Origin of the sequence: Kushneria pakistanensis, assembly GCF_014652795.1 — a bacterium.
Classification (GTDB): domain Bacteria; phylum Pseudomonadota; class Gammaproteobacteria; order Pseudomonadales; family Halomonadaceae; genus Kushneria; species Kushneria pakistanensis.
This window is the reverse complement of the sequence record NZ_BMZM01000002.1, coordinates 742,897-763,173: the sequence shown is the minus strand read 5'-3', so window position 1 is coordinate 763,173 and position 20,277 is coordinate 742,897. Positions and strand designations below refer to the sequence as shown.

Below are 20,277 nucleotides of genomic sequence, written 5' to 3'. Positions count from 1 at the left end.
CGGCCCTGTTTGATCGTGATCAATTGCGCGCGCGATGGCGCCTGGACCTTGGTCGCGCAGGCCTGCAACTGATTAACGATTGCCCTCGCGCAGCGTCACCATCCGCGGCCGGCCAAGCAGGATACCGGTCACGGTCTGCACCCCCAGAAGCACCAGCAGCAGGATCATCGATACCCCCCACCCGCCGGTCACCCCCTGCAGCGCACCGAACAGCAGCGGGCCGCTGGCGGCCAGCAGATACCCCACGCTCTGCGACATGCCCGAGAGCATTGCGGCGTGCTGCGCCTTGTGCGTGCGCAGCACGATCATGGTGAGTGCAAAGCTGAAACAGCCGCCCTGGCCGGCGCCCAGCAAGATGGCCCACAGTGCGGGTGCCAGCGTCGGCGCCAGCAAAATCCCTGCAAGGCCAGCGGCGATCAGCAGACACATGCCCAGCACCAGCAGGCTGTGATGGTGCATGCGCGCCGCGATGCGGGCGATCACGTAGCTGGCCGGAATGCTCATCAGATTGAGCAGCGACACCATGTTGCCGGCCATCGTGGTCGATACGCCCGCACTGATGGCCACCGACGGCATCCAGGTCTGCAGGGTGTAAAACCCGAGTGACTGCATGCCCATGAATATGGTCAGCATCCAGGCGACCTGGCTTTTGAATAGCGCCGTCATGCGCACCGGCCCACCCGTTTGAGGCTGCACTGCGCGACGAAAGGCCAGCCAGAGCCAGCAGAGCGCGGCGACCACGGCAAGCGAGGCCCACAGCCGCACCGGAGTCGACCAGTGGCCGGTAGCCTGCAGCAGCGGCACCGCCGTCCCCGCCGCCAGCGTCGCGCCGATGCCCATCACCACCGTATAAAGCCCCATGGTCTGCCCCAGCCGGTCGGGGCGGTCACGCTTGACCAGACTCGGCATGAAGACGTTGCCAAAGGCGATCCCCAGGCCGGCCAGCAGCGTTCCGACCAACATGACGGGGAAGTGCTCGACACCGCGCAGCACGCTACCCAGCGCCACGGCAAGCAGCGCCAGCGCAATGGCCCGATCCAGCCCCAGCCGGGCCGAGAGCGTCGGCGCGAAAGGCGAGAGCAGCCCGAAGCAGAGGATCATGCCGGTGGTCAAAAGGCTCGCCGCACTGGCCCCGATCTCAAGGGACGCCATGATCGGCTCGAGCACTGGGCCGATGACCACAATGGGCGCACGCAGGTTGATGGCGGCCAGACCAAAGGCCAACAGCCACAAAAGGGAAACGGACAGACGTGGAACACGCAACATTAGGCCTGGGCACCGGTAGACAAAAGAACGAGAGGCGCAGTCTAGCACCGTGGCGCGCGCTCACGGCCCCGCCTGCCCTTACCCACCGTCACAAAATTTACAGACACTGGACCGGGCACGTCGGGAAGGCGTTGCTACGCTGAAGGTAATCATGGCCCTGCGCCGGCATCAGCGTCGGGCCGTTCACCGCTCCATGTTTGATGCGAACTCCTCGAGGACACATCATGACCCAGACGACCCGAGCGCCGATCGAGACCGCCGAAGGCGCTCATACCCGCGAATGGCTGCGCCGCTTTCAGCGCGTCCGTAACGCCAGTGAAGCCCTGTGTGCGCCGCTGGAAACCGAGGACTACATGGTCCAGAGCATGTCGGATGTCAGCCCGCCCAAGTGGCATCTGGCCCATGTCAGCTGGTTCTTCGAAGCCTTCATCCTCTCGCCCTATCTTGATGACTATCAAACGCCCGACCCGGCGTATGACTTCCTGTTCAACTCCTATTACGAGACCCACGGCAAGCCTTTCCCGCGTCATCTGCGCGGCACCATCTCACGTCCGACGGTGGCGCAGGTCTATCAGTTTCGCGCCCATATCGATCAGGAGATGGAACGACTGCTGAGCGCACCGCCTGCGGAGCATCTCGACGAGATCATCGACCGCCTCGAGATCGGCCTGCACCACGAGCAGCAGCATCAGGAGCTGCTGGTGATGGACATCAAGCACATCCTCTCCTGCAACCCGCTGCATCCGATTTATCGTCAGGATATCCGCGAGCGGCTGCTGGCGGATGCCGACCAGGCGCCGGCAGACCAGACCTTCAATGACAAGGCACCGCGCTGGCACCGCTACGCCGCCGGCGTGCGCCAGATCGGCATCGACTATCCCACCGAACCGGCGCGCGAGCATGACGGTCAGGGCTTCGTGTTTGACAGCGAAACGCCGCGCCACCGCCAGTACGTGGCCGAGTTCGAGCTGGCCGACCGACCGGTGACCAACGCCGAGTTCATCAGGTTCATCGAGGACAACGGCTACTCACGCACCGAGCTGTGGCTGTCGGACGGCTGGAGCACGATCCACAGAACCGGCTGGCAGGCGCCCGAGTACTGGGAGAAGGTGGATGGCCGCTGGCACACCATGAGCATGGGCGGACTGGTGCCGCTCGATCCCGATGCCCCGGTGTGTCACTTAAGCTTCTATGAGGCCGACGCCTACGCCCGCTGGGCCGGCGCCCGCCTGCCCACCGAGGCCGAGTGGGAAACCGCGGCGGATGATCAGCCCATCAGGGGCAACTTCGTGGAAAACGACCTGCTTCAGCCCGCCGCTCAGAATGAGCGTGCCGGTGACGGTCCGCAGCAGCTTTATGGTGATGTCTGGGAGTGGACCGGCAGCGCCTTTCTGCCCTACCCGGGCTTCACGCCGCTGGAAGGCAGCCTTGGCGAGTACAACGGCAAGTTCATGTCCGGCCAGATGGTGCTGCGCGGCGGCTGTTGTGCCACGCCCGGCGACCATATCCGGGCGAGCTATCGCAACTTCTTCCCGCCTCAGGCGCGCTGGGCCTTTTCCGGCATCCGACTGGCGCGTGATGTCTGACCCTGTCCGGGCCGCTTGCGACAAAAGCGGCCCGGTCTGAATCCCCTGAGCTCTGGAACTCCTTAAAAAGGACCGGCTGTCATGTCACAGGCACTTTCCTCTGCGTTCTCCTCTCCGAGCAATCGTCACCGGGTACAGTTTCACGATCAGCTTGCAGATCCTGCCAGCGAGCAGAGCCTGCTGGAGGCGATCACGGTCGGGCTGACCGATTCGCCGCGCTGGATCTCGCCCAAGCACTTTTATGATCACCGCGGTTCCGAGCTCTTTGATCAGATCTGTCAGCAGCCGGAGTACTACCCCACCCGCACCGAGGAAATGATTCTGGAGCGCTCGGTAGATGCCATCGCGGACTGCGTGGGCGAGGATATCGATCTGATCGAGCTGGGCAGCGGCGCCTCTCACAAGATCCGGCTGCTGCTCGATGCCCTGCGTCCGCATCACTATGTGGGTGTGGATATCTCGCGTGACTTCCTGCTGGAAAGCACCCAGCGCCTGGCCGATGACTACCCGTGGCTGTCGGTCCATGCCCTGTGCGCCGACTTTACTGCGCCGTTCAGCCTGCCCGCGCTTGAAGGCGACGCCCGCCCGGTGGTGTTCTTCCCCGGCTCCTCCATCGGCAACTTCACCCCCCGCGAGGCCGGCGAGCTGCTGGAGCGTGTGCATGACCAGCTGCCGCCCGGCGGCGGGCTTCTGATCGGGGTGGATCGCATCAAGGACCGTGACCGCCTTGAAGCCGCCTACAACGACGCCGCGGGCGTGACGCGCGAGTTCAATCTCAACCTGATCCATCGCCTGCGCGATGAGCTGGGCGCCGAGGTGTCACCGACGGATTTCGAGCATCTGGCCTTCTACAACGAGGCTGCCTCGCGCATCGAGATGCATCTGGTCAGCCAGCGCGACCAGACCTTCACCCTGGACGAGCAGACCATTGCCCTGAAGGCAGGCGAGCACATTCATACCGAAAACTCGTGGAAATACAGTCGCGAAGGCTTTGAGAAGCTGGCCGGTCATGCCGGTTTTACCCCACGGAAGCACTGGTGTGACGACCAGGCGCTTTTTGACGTGCACTACTTCGAACGCTCGGCTTGAGGGAGCGCAGGATGTCAGCGATACCAGACCGGAAGACGAACCAGCCGTGTGGCACGCCCTTTGGAGTGAGCCCGGAGCGCTATCAGGCCCTCGATGAGCAGGTCGAGACCCTGCTGCGTCAGATGACGCTGGAGGAGAAGATCGGCCAGATGAACCAGGTGGCCGGCAGCCGTGATACGACCGGGGCACCGGCCAATACCGAGATCGAGGAGGACGTGCGCACCGGCCGGGTCGGCTCGGTGTTCAACGCCTTTGGGGTCGAATTCACCCGTGAGCTGCAGCAGCAGGCGGTAGGGCATTCGCGGCTGGGCATCCCGCTGCTCTTTGGTTATGACATCATCCATGGCTTTCGCACCATCTTCCCGATCCCGCTGGCGCAGGCCGCCAGCTGGCACCTGGAAGGCATCGAGCAGGCCACCCGCATCATGGCCGTTGAAGGCGCCGCGGCCGGCGTGCACTGGACGTTCGCGCCGATGGTGGATGTCGCCCGCGATCCGCGCTGGGGCCGGGTCATGGAAGGTGCCGGAGAAGACGTGCTTTTGACCTCGCTGATCGCCCGCGCCCAGGTACGCGGCATTCAGGGCTCTGATCCGGACGCGGTCGATACCCTGGCCGCCTGCGTCAAGCACTACGCCGCCTATGGTGCCGCCGAGGCCGGGCGCGAATACAACACCGTCGACATGTCCGAGTGGCGCTTGCGCGAGCACTACCTGCCGCCCTTCAGGGCCGCGCTCGAGGAAGGCTGCGCCACCGTCATGACGGCGTTTAACACCCTCAATGCCATCCCGGCCACCTGCCACCCGCTGCTGCTCGATCAGATCCTGCGTCGTGAGTGGGGCTTTGAGGGCATGGTGGTCACCGACTACACCGCCATCATGGAACTCGAGCAGCACGGCGTGGCGGCGGATGCCGCCGAGGCGGCCCGCAAATCGGTCAACGCCGGCGTCGACATGGACATGCAGTCCAGCTATTTCATCGACACACTGAGTGAACTGGTCCGCTGCGGTCAGGTCAATGAGGCGCGCATCGACGAGGCTGCCCGCCGGGTGCTGTGGCTCAAGGCCGCGCTGGGGCTGTTTGACGATCCATACCGCTACGCCGATGAGGCGCGCGAAACGCAGTGCATTCTCACCGATGAACACCGCCGCGCCGCCCGCACGCAGGCGTGTGAGTCGATGGTACTGCTCAAAAACGAGGGCTTTGTGCTGCCGCTGTCCGATCAGCACCAAAAGGTCGCCCTTATCGGCCCACTGGGCAACACGCCGCGCCTGCTGGGTTCATGGCGGGCCGACGGCGATCACGACGACACCGTGACGCTGCGCGAGGGCATCATTAATCGCCTCGGCGAAGACGCAGTGATCCTCTGCGCCCAGGGGGTATCCAACGAGATCGGCGATACCGATACTTCCGGTATCGAGGACGCACTGGAGCTGGTGCGCCAGGCCGACGCCGTGGTGCTGGCGCTGGGCGAAGACGAGGCCCATGCCGACGAGGCCGCCAGCCGCGCCGATATCGGCCTGCCGGGGCCGCAGCTCGAACTGGCCCGCCGCGTACTGGCGGAGGCCGGCGACACGCCCGTCGCTACGGTGCTCTTCAACGGCCGCCCGCTGACGCTGACTGAACTCGATGACATGGCTCCCGCCCTTCTGGAAGCCTGGTGGCCGGGCACCGAAGGCGGCAACGCGGTGGCCGATGTGCTGTTCGGCGACGTGAACCCCTCCGGCAGGCTGCCGATGAGCTTTCCGGTCAGCGTCGGTCAGATCCCGATCTACTACAACGCCTTCAACACCGGCCGCCCCAAGGGCGTCGACCCCAAGTACGCCTCGCAGTATCTGGACATCCCCAACGCCCCGCTCTATCCCTTCGGCTTCGGGCTTTCCTACACCACGTTCGAGTACGGCGCGATCAAATCCGCCTGTACGGAGATTGGCCTGGAGGACACGCTCGAGGTGAGCCTCACCGTGACCAACACCGGCGAACGTGACGGCATCGAAGTGGTACAGCTCTATCTGCAGGACGTACATGCCAGCGTCGTGCGCCCGATTCGCGAGCTCAGGGACTTCCAGCGCCTTTCGCTGGCGCCGGGACAGAGCGAGCGTGTGACCTTTCGGATCACACCCGAGATGCGCAGTTTCCTGAACGCCGGACTCGAACGCGTGCAGGAACCCGGGCTTTTCCGGGTCCAGATCGGCAGCAGCTCGGCAAGCGGTGAGGAGATCGAGTTCCGGGTAGCGTGACCGAGATGATGGCTCATCAGAAAAGGCCGCCCTGCACTATTGCAGGGCGGCCTTTTCATTGAGCGATGATGTGCGGGCTCAATGATTCAGATAGCGCATCAACGCACCGATGCCGAACTGCTGTCTCAGGCAGACACGTGAGAGATCAATCCCCTGCATGGCGCATCTCCTTTTATCTTCTCGAACATCGCCACAATGTGAGTCTCAGCCATTAGCCCAGGCGGGGTCGCCATTGATGCGCAATCAGCGTACCCTCCCGCGTCGATACATGTTGCGGCCATATACGCTCTGGCCACACACCGTCTGTCCGGTGCCATGCCCGGACTCATCTGCGATGGAACATCTCATGGTTCGACTGATTCGCGCACATGCCCGCACCCTGCCGGCGCGTCGTCTTTCTTCTGCCCTGCTCGCGGCACTGCTGTGGATTGCCGCACTGACCCTGATGCTGGGCGTCTGTCTGTCTCCGCACGCCGAAGCGGCCGATACAACCGAACCGTCGGCACTGGACCGGATCATCGAGCGCGGCACGCTCAGGGTAGGCACGACCGGCGATTACAAGCCTTTCAGCTATCGCACCGGTGATGATCGTTTTATCGGTCTTGATCCGGACATGGCCGCCGACCTTGCCAGAACGCTGGGCGTCGAACTTGAGCTGATACCCACCAGCTGGCCCACCCTGATGAAAGACTTTCAGGACCACCGCTTTGATATCGCCATGAGCGGTATTTCGGTCAACCTTGATCGCCAGAAGGCCGTCTGGTTTTCCGTACCCTACCAGCGCGATGGCAAGACCCCCATCGCACTGTGCGAGCATCAGGCGGACTACCAGACCCTTGAGCAGATCGATCAGCCCGGCGTTCGCGTCATCGTCAATCCAGGTGGCACCAACGAGCGTTTTGCACGCGACAATCTGCAAAAGGCCACGATTGTTGACTACGACGACAACGTCACCATTTTCGATCAGATCGTGCAGGGCAAGGCGGATCTGATGATGACGGATGCCATCGAAACGCGTCTGCAGGCCAACCTGCATCCCGAACTGTGCGCCATCCATCCCGACAAGCCGTTCAACTTTTCCGAGAAGGCCGTCCTGCTTCCGAAGGACATGGACCTCAAGCTTTTCGTTGACCAGTGGTTGCGCCAGCTCAAGGAAAGCGGCGCGTTTGACGAGCAACTCCAGCACTGGCTGGATTACGACTGGCCGCTCAAGGCAGGCTGACGGGCACAGGCACGCTCATCCCGCCCGAAAGGGTCGCGGCAAGGCGTGATAAAAGCGCTCCCCGCCACAGGGAACGCTGCTATTGAACCGTCAGGGCGTCAGGCCTGTATGGTGCGCTGGGACTGCTCGCCCAGCCCCTCGATGCCCAGCCGCATGGTCTGCCCCGGACGCAGATACACCTTCGGGGTCTGCCCCATGCCCACACCGGGCGGTGTTCCGGTCGAGATCACATCGCCGGGTTGCAGGCTCATGAAGCGGCTGAGATATGCCATCAGATGCGCCACGCCAAAGACCATGGTGCTGGTCGAGCCGTTCTGGTAGCGATGCCCGTCCACCTCCAGCCACATGGCAAGATTGCCCGGATCACCGATCTCATCGGCCGTCACCAGCCAGGGGCCGAGCGGGCCAAAGGTATCGCAGCCCTTGCCCTTGTCCCAGGTGCCGCTGCGCTCAAGCTGGAACTCGCGCTCGGAGATATCGTTGACGACGCAATAGCCGGCCACATGGTCCATGGCATCAGCTTCGTCGATGTAGCGCCCGGGCTTGCCGATCACCACACCCAGCTCGACCTCCCAGTCGGTACTGCTGGAATCACGGGGGATCTCGATGTCGTCATTGGGCCCACAGATGGCGCTGGTCCACTTGCTGAACACCACGGGCTCGGCCGGCAGCTCGGCGCCGGCTTCGGCGGCGTGATCAGCGTAGTTGAGCCCGATGCAGATGAACTTGCCAACCCGCCCCACGCAGGGACCGATGCGCGCGCCCTCCTGAACCTTCGGCAGCGTCTCTACATCCAGCTGTGACAGCCTGGCAAGCTGCTCGGGCAAGAGGGCCTCACCGGCAATATCATCCACGTGACCGGACAGGTCCCGCAGGCTGCCATCAGCCGCCACGATCCCTGGTTTTTCAAGGCCCTTCGGCCCGAAGCGCAATAGTTTCATGCCGTTCTCCATGGTGAAGTGATCAAATCCATAGCGGTGATCAGTTGACCAGCCGCCGTCGATCATATGCGTGGTGCCGGTAATAAGGCAGCCTCATCGCCGGCAAGCCAGGCCATCAGGGCGGCCACTTCCTCGACGCGCCATGGCAGTGCATCTGGATGATGTCATCACCCTCTTTTTTGATCGTTAAAAAAGCGCCTCACTTATCCCATGTTCATGACATCGGGGCCTGCGAATCGAGAAAATACTCCCGATAGCCATCCCTCTGGTTCGCAACGCTTTATGGTGGCTGGAAGCCGCTCATATTAATAACCTGGGTTAAGGAAGCCAGGGGGTCATTGACGGTAGCCTCCTGACCTAAAGCGTGATATCAATGCCTGAACTTCTCCTTGCGTTATACAACCTTGCGTCATGAAAGGGGCTATTGCTCCCTTGGGTACGCTCTTGAATCGTTCAACGCAGGCATCTCCCCCTCACTTCTTTATCAGACACTCGAACCGCTTGCGGTGCACAGAAGGCAGAGGAACATGAAAGACCTGAACCGTGTATTCAAACACTATCAGCAGCAGGTCAGCGGCAAACATTCCCTGCACCCGCATTCCGTTCAGGAACAGGGTAATGATGCTGACCCTGAAGAGCCGGCAAGCTTTGACGAGATCGCCCAGCGGGTCCTTATTCCTGCCATGGAGTGGGCGCGCGATATCGCCAGTGGCAATCACTATGCCAGCGAGATTCACGTGCACTGTCAGGACGAGTCGGGTACGCGCAATATCGAGTCGGTGGAGTTTCATCTGCTGCCGGTGCAGCACGTCACCATGAAAAAGGGTTTCACCAACCTCAACCATTTGCGTATCAGCCATGATCCCGATCATGACGGTCTGCGCATTGATCGAAGCTTCATGAAACAGCATCGCCATGAAGAGCAGGGTGAATCCTGGATTTCCTGTGAGGATCTGACCCGGGACAGGGTGCAGGACATCATCGCGGACTTCATTGAGGTAGTGCTGGCCAACCAGCTCAACAATGAATCCGACCCCAGCCTGGCGTCGTTCTAACCCTCTTTTTTTCTCCCTTCCGGCCGTTATTCCCTTTCCAGGGCGTTTTTTGCCATCAGCGCAGGAAACGCCCCCTGGCTTGAATGGCTGTCAGACACACCATGCCAGGCTCGGGCGTCATCCAGGCCCCTGCTGCGGTCATGTTGTGCACTTCTGACGCTATAGTTAAAAGCCGACTGGCATATAAAAACTTTTTCTTATTCCTTTAAGGAAGGTTGCGGTACGCTAGACGTATTCGGCGCCCATGGGCGCATTGCTTTTTCAGGAGAAGCACATGACGGCTTTCAAGACACTGGCCCGGACGCTGGCCATCACGTCGCTGGGAATGACGACACTTATGGGCGCAGCCACGGCGGCGCAGGCCGACACACTGCGCGTGGGCATGTCCGGTAGCTACTATCCCTTTACCTTCGTGGAGCGTGACAAGCTGCAGGGTTTTGAAGTGGATGTGCTCAACGCCATCGGCGAGCAGACCGGCGATGACATCAAGTTCGTCACCGCCAGCTTCTCCGGTCTGGCCGGCATGCTGGATTCCGGCCGTGTGGATACCATCGCCAACCAGATCACCATCACGCCGGAGCGCCAGGAGAAATACGCCTTCTCCGAGCCCTATGTGTATGACGGTGCCCAGGTGGTGGTCCGCAAGGGCAACGACAGCATTCACGGGGTCGAGGATCTCAAGGGCAAGACGGTCATCATGAACCTGGGCTCGAACTACGAGACCCTGCTCAAATCGCTGCCCTACGCCGATGAGATCAATCTCAAGACCTACGAGTCCAACATCGAGCAGGATGTGGCCCTGGGCCGCGCCGATGCCTTCGTGATGGATCGCACCAGCGCCTCACAGGTGATCAAGGACAAGCCGCTGCCGCTGCAGCTGGCCGGTCAGCCCTTCTCGAGAATTGAAAACGCCCTGCCGTTTCGCAATGATGACGCCGGCCGCGCACAGCGCGACCGCGTGAACGAGGCCCTTGATACCCTGCGCGATAACGGCACGCTCAAGGAAATCTCGGAGAAGTGGTTTGGCAACGACATCACCAGCCTGCCGAGTGCCGAACAGTCGGAAAAGACCGGCAGCGACACCTGATCAGGACTATGATCTGCCCATATGGCCCCGGCATGTCCGGGGCGTTTTGTTTTCCACCCTTCAGGTGCCTCGCGGGCTGTTAACGCGGGTCGCTCGTTTTAAAGCACATCGCCATGCAAGCACTCAACCTTGATTACATGCTCGGGCTGGTGCCCATCCTGCTGGGCTATCTCCCGCTGACCCTGGGCATGGCCGCCGCGGGCATGGTCTGTGCCCTGATACTCTCATGCGCCCTGGCCGTCATTCGTGTCTCCCGCCTGCCGGTTTTAAATCAGGCCGCCCAGGTCTTCATCTCGTTTTTCCGCGGCACGCCGCTGCTGGTACAGCTTTTCCTGTTCTATTACGGGCTACCGCAGTTTCTCTCCTTTCTGGTCTCGATCAACGGCGTCACCGCCACCATCATGGGGCTGACACTGCACTTTTCGGCCTATATGGCCGAGTCGATTCGCGCCGCGATTACCGGCATTGACCGCAGCCAGACAGAAGCCGCCCAGTCGATCGGCATGACCAATGCCCAGACCATGCGCCGCATCATCCTGCCCCAGGCCACCCGGGTCGCCACGCCCACGCTGATGAACTACTTCATCGACATGATCAAGTCGACCTCGCTGGCCTTTACGCTGGGCGTGACCGAGCTGATGGGGGCCACCCAGAAGGAAGCCGCCAGCAGCTTTCTCTACTTCGAAGCCTTCCTGGTGGTCGCGGTGATCTACTGGATCATTGTCGAGGCGCTCTCCTGGTGTCAGAAGCGGCTGGAAAAACGTCTCAACCGGGCTTATCAGCGATGATTGCACTCAAGGGCATTACCAAACGTTTTGGCGAACACACCGTGCTGGACGGGATCGACCTGTCACTTGAGCGCGGTGAGATCATTGTGGTGATCGGCCCCTCCGGCACCGGCAAGTCGACGCTTCTGCGTTGTATCAACTTTCTTGAGCGCCCGGATGCCGGACAGCTCAAGGTGGGTGATCTGAGCGTGGATGCCGCCCGCGCCAAAAACGAGGACATTCTGGGCCTGCGCCGACGCACGGCGTTCGTTTTTCAGAACTATGCGCTCTTTGCCCACAAGACGGCACTGGAGAACATCGCCGAGCGCATGATCGTGGTCGAAGGGCTGTCAAAAAATGATGCGCATGCGCGTGCCCGCGAGATTCTCGAGCGCATTGGCCTGGCCGACAAGGCGGACGCTTACCCGGCGGCGCTGTCCGGTGGGCAGCAGCAGCGCATCGGCATCGGTCGCGCCATGGCAGCGAAAGCAGAAGTCATTTTGTTTGATGAGCCAACCTCGGCACTTGATCCGGAATGGGTCGAGGAAGTGCTGGCCCTGATGAAACAGCTCGCCGCCGAGCAGCAGACCATGATCGTGGTTACCCACGAGATGCAGTTTGCCCGCGAGGTGGCCGACCGGGTGGTCTTCATGGATGGCGGGCGCATCGTTGAGCAGGCGCCCCCGTCGGAGCTTTTCACCAATCCGAAGGATGAGCGCACCCGCAGCTTCCTGCGCAAGGTATTGGCCGGCAACGCGCCGGCCGCCACCTGATAGCGCACCGCATCATTCAGCGCGGGCTTCCATCAGCTCGCGATAGCGCAGCTGATCGGCGTGCATCTGACGATAGACACGGTACTTGGCCTCAAAAAACGCCTGTCGGGTCACGTCCGGGTGGATGGTACGGGCCGTGGCACTCATCGCCGCGGCCGCCTCACGAAGTCCGGCATGATCGCCGCAGGCGGTGGCGGCCAGCATGGCGCTGCCCAGCAGCACGGTCTCGCGCTCCTCGGGCAGCTCGATCACAAGCTCGGTGGCATCGCTTAACTCCTGGAGCCAGCGCGCGTTCTTGAGCGCCCCGCCGCACAGCCTCAGCCGCTTGATGTCATGGCCATGGGCATTAAGCGTCTCGACAATATGGCGCGTGCCCAGGCTGACCGCCTGCAGCGTGGCGAGATAGCGCAGTGCCAGCGCATCGATGTCATTACCCAGATCCAGCCCGCTGACCATCCCCTTGAGCGAGGCGTCCGCCAGCGGCGAGCGATTGCCGTGGTGATAGTCCAGCAGGTGCAGATGCCGGGTCAGCTCGTCGCGGCTGTCTTCCTCCAGTGCATCCAGCCGGCGGTTGAGCAGCTCGAAGTGGCTGACCCCTGCCGTCTCGGCCTCACTCATCAGCGCCTCAACCGCCCCGCTGTCGGCAATCACGTGATCGATCAGCGCGCCCACCGCACTCTGTCCGCCCTCGTTGATCCAGCCATCCGGCAGCACCGCGCCCCAGTACGGGCCCCACACGCCGGGCACAAAGCAGGGCTCATGAGAGAAGGCGATATGACAGGCCGAGGTGCCGGCAATCACGGCCAGACTGCCCTCCGGGTCCTCCCCCAGCATGCCGAGCGCACCGGCGTGGGCATCGATCAGGCCGGTGGCCACCACCGTCTGGGGGGAGAGCCCCATCGCCTCGGCCGCCTCCCTTGAGAGCGTGCCGGCTTTGGAACCGGGCGCACGAATCTCGCCCTGCATCGCCGGGCGCGACATCAGCTCATCCAGGCCGAGACGCTCGAGCAGATCCTCCGGCCAGCGCCCCTCATGGGCGAGATAAAGCCACTTGCACACCTGGGTGCACACGCTGCGCTCCGGCTCATGGGTGCCGTCCAGATCACCAATGGCACGCGCCACCATGAAATCGGCCAGATCGAGAAAGAGCGCGGCGCGCTCAAACTGATCCGGCCGGTGGCGATGAAGCCACAACAGCTTGGGCAGCTCGAGCTCCGGGCTGACCTGTCCGCCGATGTAGTCCAGCGCCGGGTGTTGGGTCCCGGCAATCTCATCGGCCTCCTCGATGGCGCGATGATCCATCCACATCACGATGTTGTGGTCATCATCGTTGTCCGGCGACACCGACACCGGCGTGCCCTTTTCACCCAGCGCCACCAGCGAGCAGGTCGCGTCAAAGCCGATCGCCCGGACCGCCTCACTGCTGATGCCGGCCTGGCTTACCGCCGCACGCACCGCCACCACGCACTGCGACCAGATGTTGTCACTGGACTGCTCGACAAAGCCGGGCCGCGGGCGGTACTGCGCGATCTCGCAGGCCGCCTGCGCCACACAGCGCCCGCGTGCGTCAAACACGCCGGCCCTGACGCTGGCCGACCCTACATCGATTCCCAGGTAATAGGCGCTCATGACGGCTCCCTGATAATGGCGTGGCGCTACCCTGCCACATTGCAAAAGACCTGCCCTGCCGACCTTGGTCCAATCACCCAAAGGCGAATTGTCAGTGTGTGCAAAACCCCGCTAAATGGCCAATGACAACGTTAACATTGGCGCGATCGCCCACGGCAGCATGCAGACACGGGCCCGCGCGTTATCCACCGCGCATGGCACGGGCCATGCCTTCATGATCAGCCGGGGAAGATGCCATGCCTATCACGATGCCACGCGCCAGAGGCCTTTTGAGTGCTGCACTTGTCAGCACGCTGCTTGCCGTACCGGCAGCCCAAGCCGCCCCATCCCATGACAAGCCCGACGATGAACTCGTCATCGGCATGTCCTTTCAGGAACTCAACAACGTCTACTTCGTCACCATGCAGCGCGCGCTGGAAGCGGCGGTCAACGAGATGGGTGCCAGTCTCGTCTTCACCGACGCCCGCCACGACATTGCCAAGCAGATCAATGACGTCGAGGACATGCTTCAGCGCGGGGTCGATATTCTGCTGCTCAACCCGACCGACTCGGTGGGCATTCAGTCCGCGGTCATGTCGGCACATGACGCCGGCGTGCCAGTGGTCGCGGTGGATGCTCAGGCCGAAGGGCCGATCGATGGGTTTGTAGGCTCGAAAAACTTTGATGCCGGCTACCAGTCCTGCCACTACATGGGCGAGCAGCTCGGCGGCGAAGGCAAGGTCGCCATTCTTGACGGCATCCCGGTCATTCCCATTTTGCAGCGCGTCGAGGGCTGCCAGAAGGCGCTGGGCGAGTTTGAAGGTATCGAGGTGGTCGACAAGCAGAATGGCCACCAGGACCGCTCCACCGCCATGAACGTGACCGAGAACATGCTGCAGGCCCATCCGGATCTGGCCGGCATCTTCAGCGTCAACGACGTGGGCTCGCTCGGTGCGCTGGTCGCCATCCAGTCCTCCGGCATGGATGTGAAGCTCGCAAGCGTTGACGGCAACCCGGAAGCGGTCAAGGCGCTGGCCCACCCCAACTCGCCGCTGATCGCGATTGCCGCCCAGCACCCGGCCACCATGGTCACTCAGGCGCTTGAGCTTGCCGTGAAGAAGTATCGCGGCGAGGAGTCACCCGATGAGGTGCCGATCGACGTGACGCTGGTCACCGCCGACAACGCCAACGACTTCACCTGGTAACCCTGCAACCCCGGCGCGCCCTGAACAAGGCGCGCTCTGGAGGCTCCCATGGCCCTGCTTGCACTGGAGAAGGTCAGCAAAACATTCCCCGGCGTGCGCGCCCTTCATGAGGTCAGCCTGCATGTGGAAGCCGGCGAGATTCACGCCCTGCTGGGGGAAAACGGCGCCGGCAAGTCGACGCTGATGAAGATTCTCTGCGGCATCCACCAGCCCGACAGCGGCGAGATTCTCATCGATGGCACGCCACAGCATTTCACCAGCTACCGTCGCGCCTGCGCCGCGGGCGTGGGGATCGTCTTTCAGGAATTCAGCCTGATCCCCGGGCTGTCCGTGGTGGACAACATCTTCCTGGGGCGCGAGCCGCGCAACGCCCTGGGACTGATTCGCCATGGCGAGATGCTCAAACAGGCCAACGCGCTGTTTGAGCGCCTGGATATCGATATCGACCCGCAGATTCGCGTGCATCATCTGAGCGTGGCCGATCAGCAGTTTGTCGAGATCGCCAAGGCGCTGTCACTCGATGCCCGCGTGCTGGTGCTCGATGAACCCACTGCCCCGCTTACCCCCACCGAGGTCGAGCGACTCTTTGCCATCATGCGCCAGCTGCGTGCCCAGGGCGTGGCGATGGTGTTCATCTCCCATCACATGGAAGAGATCTTCGAGATCTGCGATCGCGTCACCGTGCTGCGCGACGGCGAGTATGTCGCCACGCTTAACGTGGCCGACACCGATGCCGGCGCGCTGGTCGAGAGGATGGTGGGCCGACGGGTCGACAACATCTTCCCCGAACGCCAGCCAGCCCCCGACAAGAGCGATCTGGTGCTCGAGGCACATATCCGCATGGCCGGGCGGCGGCACACCGACCATATCCGGCTGGGGCGCGGCGAGATCCTGGGGTTTGCCGGGCTGGTGGGGTCCGGGCGCAGCGAAATGGCGCTGGCCATGATCGGCGCGCATCCGGTGGCCGAACGGCGCATGACGCTTGAAGGCCACAAGGTGACGCTCAAGTCTCCCGCTGATGCACTCAAACGCGGCATTGGCCTGCTGCCGGAAAACCGCAAGCAGCAGGGGCTGATCCTGCCTTTCACCTGCGCGGACAACATTTCGATCAACCATCTGTCGCGTTTTCACACCGCTGCCGGGCTGATCAGCCGGCGCCGCGAGCGTGAGGCGGCCGAGGCGCTGATGGACCGGGTACGGGTCAAGGCCCCGGGCAGTGACACCGTGGTCGGCACGCTTTCCGGCGGCAACCAGCAAAAGGTGGTGATCGCCCGCTGGCTGGAGCGCGGCTGTCGGGTGCTGATCTTTGATGAACCGACCCGCGGCATCGATGTGGGCGCCAAGTCCGAGATCTACGCGCTGATGAAAACCCTCACCGCCCAGGGTATCTCGATTGTCATGATCTCCTCGGAGCTGCCCGAGATTACCGGCCTGTGCGACCGCGTGCTGGTGTTCAACCACGGCCACGTGGTGGCCGAGCTTGCCGGTGATGACATTCAGGCCGGCACCATCATGACCCACGCCACCCGCCAGATCTCACTGGACAACCCGACCGGTGCCGCCGAGCCGGCGGCCCACCTGGAGCGCGCCTCATGACCACCCCGAGCTCTACTTCAGCGATCAACCCCAAACCCCGACGCCAGCGCCGCTCGCGCGCCTCGCGATTGCTGCATTCGCCGGTCTTTTTCCCGCTGGTCGGGTTTATTGCCGTGTTCATCGTCATGGCGCTGGTCAATGACAACTTCCTGCTGCCCAACAACCTCACCAACGTCGCCCGCCAGGGCGCGATCATCGGCATCATCGCCGTGGGCATGAGCTTTGCGATCTTCACCGGCGGCATCGATCTCTCGGTCGGGCCGGTGATGGCACTCTCCGGCACGCTGATGGCGGGGCTGATGGCCGCCGGCTGGCCGCCCACCGTGGCGGTGATCGTGGGCCTGCTGCTGGGCATGACCTTTGGCGCCTTCAACGGTGCCTGCGTGGCCTTTGCCCGCATGCCGCCGATTATCGTGACGCTGGCTACCATGGGCATCGCCCGTGGGCTGGGGCTGATCTACACCGGTGGCTACCCGATCTCCGGGCTGCCGGCCGGCTTTGCCTTTTTCGGCCGCGGCGAGGTCATGGGCATTCAGGTACCGATCCTGATCATGCTGCTGGTCTATCTGGTCGCCTACATCGTGCTGCATCACACCTCCTTTGGCCGCTACGTCTATGCCATCGGCGGCAACGAGGAAGCCACCCGCCTGACCGGCATCCGCGTGCCGCGCTACAAGCTGCTGGTCTACACCATCAGTGGCCTGACCGCCGCGATCGCGGGTCTGGTGATCACCTCGCGCCTGATGAGCGGCCAGCCCAACGCCGGCACCGGATTCGAGCTGGATGCCATTGCCGCGGTGGTGCTGGGCGGCGCGGCAATTGCCGGCGGACGCGGCGCGATTCTCGGCACCCTGGTCGGCGCCATGCTGCTGGCGATTCTGAACAACGGCCTCAACCTGATGGGCGTGTCGCCCTACCTTCAGGATGTGGTCAAGGGCGGCATCATTTTGCTGGCCATCTATATCGGGCGCGGGCGCAGTGCCTGAACGCCTTCCTTTTTATCTGCAACCTCTCTGCCACCGGAGTCCGACCATGACCGATGCAACCGCAACCTCCAGTGCCACCATGCAGGCGGTGGTGTGCCACGCCCCCAATGACTACCGGCTGGAGTCGGTGCCCCGCCCGACCGCCGGGCCGGGGGAAGTGATCCTGAAAATCGGCGCCTGCGGCATCTGCGCCAGCGACGTGAAGTGCCGCGGCGGCGCCGAGATGTTCTGGGGCGGCAACGGCCAGCCCGCCTGGGTGCAGGCGCCGGTGGTGGCCGGTCACGAGTTCTTCGGTGAAGTGATCGAGATGGGCCCGGGCGCGGAGGAACACTTTGACGTGCGTGTGGGCGATCAGGCGATTGCCGAACAGATCGTGCCGTGCGGCAAGTGCCGCTATTGCGACAGCGGCCACTACTGGATGTGCGAGGTGCACAACATTCTGGGCTTTCAGCACGAGGTCGCCGAGGGCGGCATGGCCGAGTACATGCGCATTCCGGCGAAGGCGCGCCTGCACCGCATCCCGGAAAGCCTGAACCTGGCCCAGTCCGCCTTTATCGAACCGCTGGCCTGCGGCATTCACGCCGTCAATCGCGGCGACATTCAGCTTGATGACACGGTGGTGATCGCCGGTGCCGGCCCGATTGGCCTGGCCATGGTGCAGGTCGCACTGCTCAAGACGCCGAAGCAGCTGATCGTGGTCGACATGATCGATGAGCGCCTTGAGCTGGCCAAACGGTTTGGCGCCGATGTGGTGCTCAACCCCTCAAGGGATGACGTCAACGCCCGCGTAAAGGAGCTCACCGGCGGCTACGGCTGCGATGTCTATATCGAAGCCACCGGCGCGCCCAGCGGCGTGCGTCAGGGGCTTGAGATCATCCGCAAGCTGGGGCGCTTTGTGGAGTTCAGCGTGTTCGGCAAGGAGACCACGGTGGACTGGTCGATCATCGGCGATCGCAAGGAGCTCGACGTGCGCGGCGCACACCTCTCCCCGCACACCTTCCCGGTGGCGATCGATCTGATGGCGCGCGGGCTGGTGACCACCGACGGCATCGTCACCCACGAGCTGCCGCTGGCAGAATTCGAGGAAGGTTTCCGCATGGCGACCGCCGCTGAATCCATCAAGGTGCTGCTGGTACCGTAAGCGAGGCCAAGATGAGCGAGACTCTGACGACTACGCAATACGCCGGCCTCAGAGGCCGGCGCTATCTGGTCACCGGCGCGACCAGCGGCATCGGCCAGGCCGTGGCGCTGGCCCTGCGCGAACAGCACGCCGAAGTGGTTGCACTCGGGCGCAACGTTGATGCGCTGGCCGCACTTGATGCCGCCGGCTGCACCACCTGCGCGCTGGAACTGACCGACACCGACGCACTTGAGCAAGCGATCAGTGAATACGGCCCCTTTGACGGACTGGTCAACAGCGCCGGCATCACCCACGTCGAGCCCGCTCTGACCCTGCCGGCCGATGCGATCGATCAGGTCTTTCAGACCAACGCCCGCGCCGCTGCCATGGCAGCGCGCTGCGTGGCGCGCAGCATGATCGAGGCCAATAAAGGCGGCAGCATCGTCAACGTCTCGAGTCAGGCCTCCCTTGTGGGGCTGGATGATCATCTGGCCTACAGCGCCTCCAAGGCGGCGATGGACGCCATCACGCGGTCGCTGTGTCTGGAATGGGGCGCCCATGAGATTCGGGTCAACAGCGTCAACCCGACCGTCACGCTCACACCCATGGCGCAGAAGGTGTGGTCCGCACCGGAAAAGCGTGACCCGCTGCTGGCGGCCATACCGCTGCACCGCTTTGCCGAGCTTGCCGATGTGGTCGAACCGATCCTCTTTCTGCTCAGCGACGGCGCCGCCATGATCAGCGGGGTGTGTCTGCCGATCGATGGGGGGTATACGGCGAGGTAGGATTTATTCTTTTGCCTTGGGATAGAGGTTTTGAGGGTAGGTTTTCGCATTGGTAGCCACATTTAGAGCAGAGACGTTAGCAGCAACTGAAAATCAATCAATACTGACGGGGTTACTAGTTTATCGGCCAATCCAATAAAGGTAACAAAACGCAAAAACTTGAATGGCCACCGATACGTCATAAACCAGTGATCTCTTCACATGAGAAAGTACCCATTTTGACAACATGGCGCTTACCTTTAATGCGATGAGGATACTGTAAGCAAAAGGAGTTACAAACACCCAAATAAAAATGTAATAGATACTAAAGAAGATCAGAAACCCTAAAAACATCCACCATGCAGCCTCAATACTGGATGCTGGCACTAGCCCAATCATTTGAAAAAACGGATAAAAAGCACGCATTAATCCAGCTTTAGGCTCAAAATAATCAAGCAGTAAAATGGCCCAAGGTCCAAATAGCGACCAACCTACCATAGGAACCAATGGTTGCAGTGTCTTACTGTGCTTGAAGCACCATTCGAAAGAGAACCAAGCAAGGAAACATATAAAAAAACCACTTGACGTCCACAAAATTAGAGCCTGTGATTTGGAAAAAACTGCAACAGCTGTCAGTATTCCTGTAGCTATCGAAATTTTTTTAAAATGAGAAATCAGAACATCCAGTTCCGCTCGAACATCAGCATTTGCGCGCCATGTAAATGCTTTTAGAACGCCAAACTCCGTTACACTGACTAATTTCTGCCAGCGAGGGGACTTAGCTACAACCCCCTCGTTGAACCAGAAGAAGGAAATGGCGCCAAGCATTACAACGAAATCTGAAAATCTCATATCAATAAGAGCTAACTCATTGCTTTTTAAATAACCTGAGAAGCAGCGAAAAATTCGTCTATCAGGTGTGCTTTATTACTGCAATTTAGCTGCAGACTTTAATTCACGGATTTTCAGGCGGCA

General features: G+C 62.0%; 17 protein-coding genes. 13 read left to right on the top strand and 4 right to left on the bottom strand.

Annotated elements, in window-relative coordinates; translation table 11 throughout:
* Nucleotides 1-72: 72 nt before the first annotated feature.
* Nucleotides 73-1,266 (bottom strand): CynX/NimT family MFS transporter, encoded by a 1,194-nt coding sequence (locus tag IE123_RS08870; RefSeq protein ID WP_189517203.1) that lies wholly within the window; start codon nucleotides 1,264-1,266, stop codon nucleotides 73-75.
* A gap of 224 nt (nucleotides 1,267-1,490) precedes the next feature.
* Here IE123_RS08870 and egtB point away from each other — a divergent pair, with 224 nt between their 5' ends.
* The 4 genes from egtB to IE123_RS08850 all read left to right on the top strand — a co-directional run bounded on the left by egtB (nucleotide 1,491) and on the right by IE123_RS08850 (nucleotide 7,400).
* On the top strand, nucleotides 1,491-2,852 hold the full coding sequence (gene egtB, locus IE123_RS08865) for an ergothioneine biosynthesis protein EgtB (protein WP_189517201.1): 1,362 nt from the start codon (nucleotides 1,491-1,493) through the stop codon (nucleotides 2,850-2,852).
* Nucleotides 2,853-2,933: 81 nt separating this feature from the next.
* Nucleotides 2,934-3,941: an L-histidine N(alpha)-methyltransferase gene (gene egtD / locus IE123_RS08860; protein WP_189517199.1), complete on the top strand. Its 1,008-nt coding sequence runs from the start codon at nucleotides 2,934-2,936 to the stop codon at nucleotides 3,939-3,941.
* Between the two features lie 11 nt (nucleotides 3,942-3,952).
* Nucleotides 3,953-6,178, top strand: coding sequence for a glycoside hydrolase family 3 N-terminal domain-containing protein (locus tag IE123_RS08855; protein WP_229819675.1), 2,226 nt, complete (start codon nucleotides 3,953-3,955; stop codon nucleotides 6,176-6,178).
* A gap of 346 nt (nucleotides 6,179-6,524) precedes the next feature.
* A complete protein-coding gene (locus IE123_RS08850) occupies nucleotides 6,525-7,400 on the top strand; it encodes a transporter substrate-binding domain-containing protein (RefSeq protein ID WP_308430211.1) in 876 nt (291 codons plus the stop codon).
* 98 nt (nucleotides 7,401-7,498) lie between these two features.
* On the opposite strand, the gene IE123_RS08845 is transcribed toward IE123_RS08850, so the two are convergent.
* Nucleotides 7,499-8,341, bottom strand: coding sequence for a fumarylacetoacetate hydrolase family protein (locus tag IE123_RS08845; RefSeq protein ID WP_189517197.1), 843 nt, complete (start codon nucleotides 8,339-8,341; stop codon nucleotides 7,499-7,501).
* 527 nt (nucleotides 8,342-8,868) lie between these two features.
* Here IE123_RS08845 and IE123_RS08840 point away from each other — a divergent pair.
* From IE123_RS08840 to IE123_RS08825, 4 genes are all read left to right on the top strand, one after another.
* A complete protein-coding gene (locus IE123_RS08840; RefSeq protein ID WP_189517195.1) occupies nucleotides 8,869-9,396 on the top strand; it encodes a regulator of G-protein signaling domain-containing protein in 528 nt (175 codons plus the stop codon).
* A 274-nt stretch (nucleotides 9,397-9,670) separates the two neighbouring features.
* Complete coding sequence (locus tag IE123_RS08835; RefSeq protein WP_189517193.1) at nucleotides 9,671-10,483, top strand: amino acid ABC transporter substrate-binding protein; 813 nt, start codon at nucleotides 9,671-9,673, stop codon at nucleotides 10,481-10,483.
* A 113-nt stretch (nucleotides 10,484-10,596) separates the two neighbouring features.
* On the top strand, nucleotides 10,597-11,271 hold the full coding sequence (locus IE123_RS08830; protein WP_189517191.1) for an amino acid ABC transporter permease: 675 nt from the start codon (nucleotides 10,597-10,599) through the stop codon (nucleotides 11,269-11,271).
* On the top strand, nucleotides 11,268-12,023 hold the full coding sequence (locus tag IE123_RS08825; protein WP_189517189.1) for an amino acid ABC transporter ATP-binding protein: 756 nt from the start codon (nucleotides 11,268-11,270) through the stop codon (nucleotides 12,021-12,023). The genes IE123_RS08830 and IE123_RS08825 overlap by 4 nt, the downstream gene beginning before the upstream one ends.
* A 12-nt stretch (nucleotides 12,024-12,035) precedes the next feature.
* Here IE123_RS08825 and IE123_RS08820 read toward each other — a convergent pair whose 3' ends face one another.
* On the bottom strand, nucleotides 12,036-13,652 hold the full coding sequence (locus IE123_RS08820; protein ID WP_189517187.1) for an FGGY-family carbohydrate kinase: 1,617 nt from the start codon (nucleotides 13,650-13,652) through the stop codon (nucleotides 12,036-12,038).
* A gap of 236 nt (nucleotides 13,653-13,888) precedes the next feature.
* On the opposite strand from IE123_RS08820, the gene IE123_RS08815 reads away from it, so the two are divergent.
* Genes IE123_RS08815 through IE123_RS08795 form a run of 5 tightly spaced genes read left to right on the top strand, consistent with a single transcriptional unit; the run spans nucleotide 13,889 to nucleotide 19,323 of the window.
* Complete coding sequence (locus IE123_RS08815; RefSeq protein WP_229819674.1) at nucleotides 13,889-14,836, top strand: ABC transporter substrate-binding protein; 948 nt, start codon at nucleotides 13,889-13,891, stop codon at nucleotides 14,834-14,836.
* 48 nt (nucleotides 14,837-14,884) lie between these two features.
* Nucleotides 14,885-16,432, top strand: a complete 1,548-nt coding sequence (locus tag IE123_RS08810) for a sugar ABC transporter ATP-binding protein (RefSeq protein ID WP_189517185.1) — start codon at nucleotides 14,885-14,887, stop codon at nucleotides 16,430-16,432.
* Complete coding sequence (locus IE123_RS08805; RefSeq protein WP_189517183.1) at nucleotides 16,429-17,418, top strand: ABC transporter permease; 990 nt, start codon at nucleotides 16,429-16,431, stop codon at nucleotides 17,416-17,418. The genes IE123_RS08810 and IE123_RS08805 overlap by 4 nt, the downstream gene beginning before the upstream one ends.
* 46 nt (nucleotides 17,419-17,464) lie before the next feature.
* Nucleotides 17,465-18,559, top strand: a complete 1,095-nt coding sequence (locus IE123_RS08800) for a zinc-binding dehydrogenase (protein WP_189517181.1) — start codon at nucleotides 17,465-17,467, stop codon at nucleotides 18,557-18,559.
* 11 nt (nucleotides 18,560-18,570) lie between these two features.
* A complete protein-coding gene (locus IE123_RS08795; protein WP_189517179.1) occupies nucleotides 18,571-19,323 on the top strand; it encodes an SDR family oxidoreductase in 753 nt (250 codons plus the stop codon).
* Between the two features lie 120 nt (nucleotides 19,324-19,443).
* Here IE123_RS08795 and IE123_RS08790 read toward each other — a convergent pair whose 3' ends face one another.
* On the bottom strand, nucleotides 19,444-20,130 hold the full coding sequence (locus tag IE123_RS08790) for a hypothetical protein (protein ID WP_189517176.1): 687 nt from the start codon (nucleotides 20,128-20,130) through the stop codon (nucleotides 19,444-19,446).
* Nucleotides 20,131-20,277 lie beyond the last annotated feature (147 nt).

Bases quoted from the DNA above. Each gene is read 5' to 3' on its own strand.
- IE123_RS08870 (WP_189517203.1), bottom strand. From the start codon at position 1,266: ATGTTGCGTGTTCCACGTCTGTCCGTTTCCCTTTTGTGGCTGTTGGCC.
- egtB (WP_189517201.1), top strand. From the start codon at position 1,491: ATGACCCAGACGACCCGAGCGCCGATCGAGACCGCCGAAGGCGCTCAT.
- egtD (WP_189517199.1), top strand. From the start codon at position 2,934: ATGTCACAGGCACTTTCCTCTGCGTTCTCCTCTCCGAGCAATCGTCAC.
- IE123_RS08855 (WP_229819675.1), top strand. From the start codon at position 3,953: ATGTCAGCGATACCAGACCGGAAGACGAACCAGCCGTGTGGCACGCCC.
- IE123_RS08850 (WP_308430211.1), top strand. From the start codon at position 6,525: ATGGTTCGACTGATTCGCGCACATGCCCGCACCCTGCCGGCGCGTCGT.
- IE123_RS08845 (WP_189517197.1), bottom strand. From the start codon at position 8,341: ATGAAACTATTGCGCTTCGGGCCGAAGGGCCTTGAAAAACCAGGGATC.
- IE123_RS08840 (WP_189517195.1), top strand. From the start codon at position 8,869: ATGAAAGACCTGAACCGTGTATTCAAACACTATCAGCAGCAGGTCAGC.
- IE123_RS08835 (WP_189517193.1), top strand. From the start codon at position 9,671: ATGACGGCTTTCAAGACACTGGCCCGGACGCTGGCCATCACGTCGCTG.
- IE123_RS08830 (WP_189517191.1), top strand. From the start codon at position 10,597: ATGCAAGCACTCAACCTTGATTACATGCTCGGGCTGGTGCCCATCCTG.
- IE123_RS08825 (WP_189517189.1), top strand. From the start codon at position 11,268: ATGATTGCACTCAAGGGCATTACCAAACGTTTTGGCGAACACACCGTG.
- IE123_RS08820 (WP_189517187.1), bottom strand. From the start codon at position 13,652: ATGAGCGCCTATTACCTGGGAATCGATGTAGGGTCGGCCAGCGTCAGG.
- IE123_RS08815 (WP_229819674.1), top strand. From the start codon at position 13,889: ATGCCTATCACGATGCCACGCGCCAGAGGCCTTTTGAGTGCTGCACTT.
- IE123_RS08810 (WP_189517185.1), top strand. From the start codon at position 14,885: ATGGCCCTGCTTGCACTGGAGAAGGTCAGCAAAACATTCCCCGGCGTG.
- IE123_RS08805 (WP_189517183.1), top strand. From the start codon at position 16,429: ATGACCACCCCGAGCTCTACTTCAGCGATCAACCCCAAACCCCGACGC.
- IE123_RS08800 (WP_189517181.1), top strand. From the start codon at position 17,465: ATGACCGATGCAACCGCAACCTCCAGTGCCACCATGCAGGCGGTGGTG.
- IE123_RS08795 (WP_189517179.1), top strand. From the start codon at position 18,571: ATGAGCGAGACTCTGACGACTACGCAATACGCCGGCCTCAGAGGCCGG.
- IE123_RS08790 (WP_189517176.1), bottom strand. From the start codon at position 20,130: ATGCTTGGCGCCATTTCCTTCTTCTGGTTCAACGAGGGGGTTGTAGCT.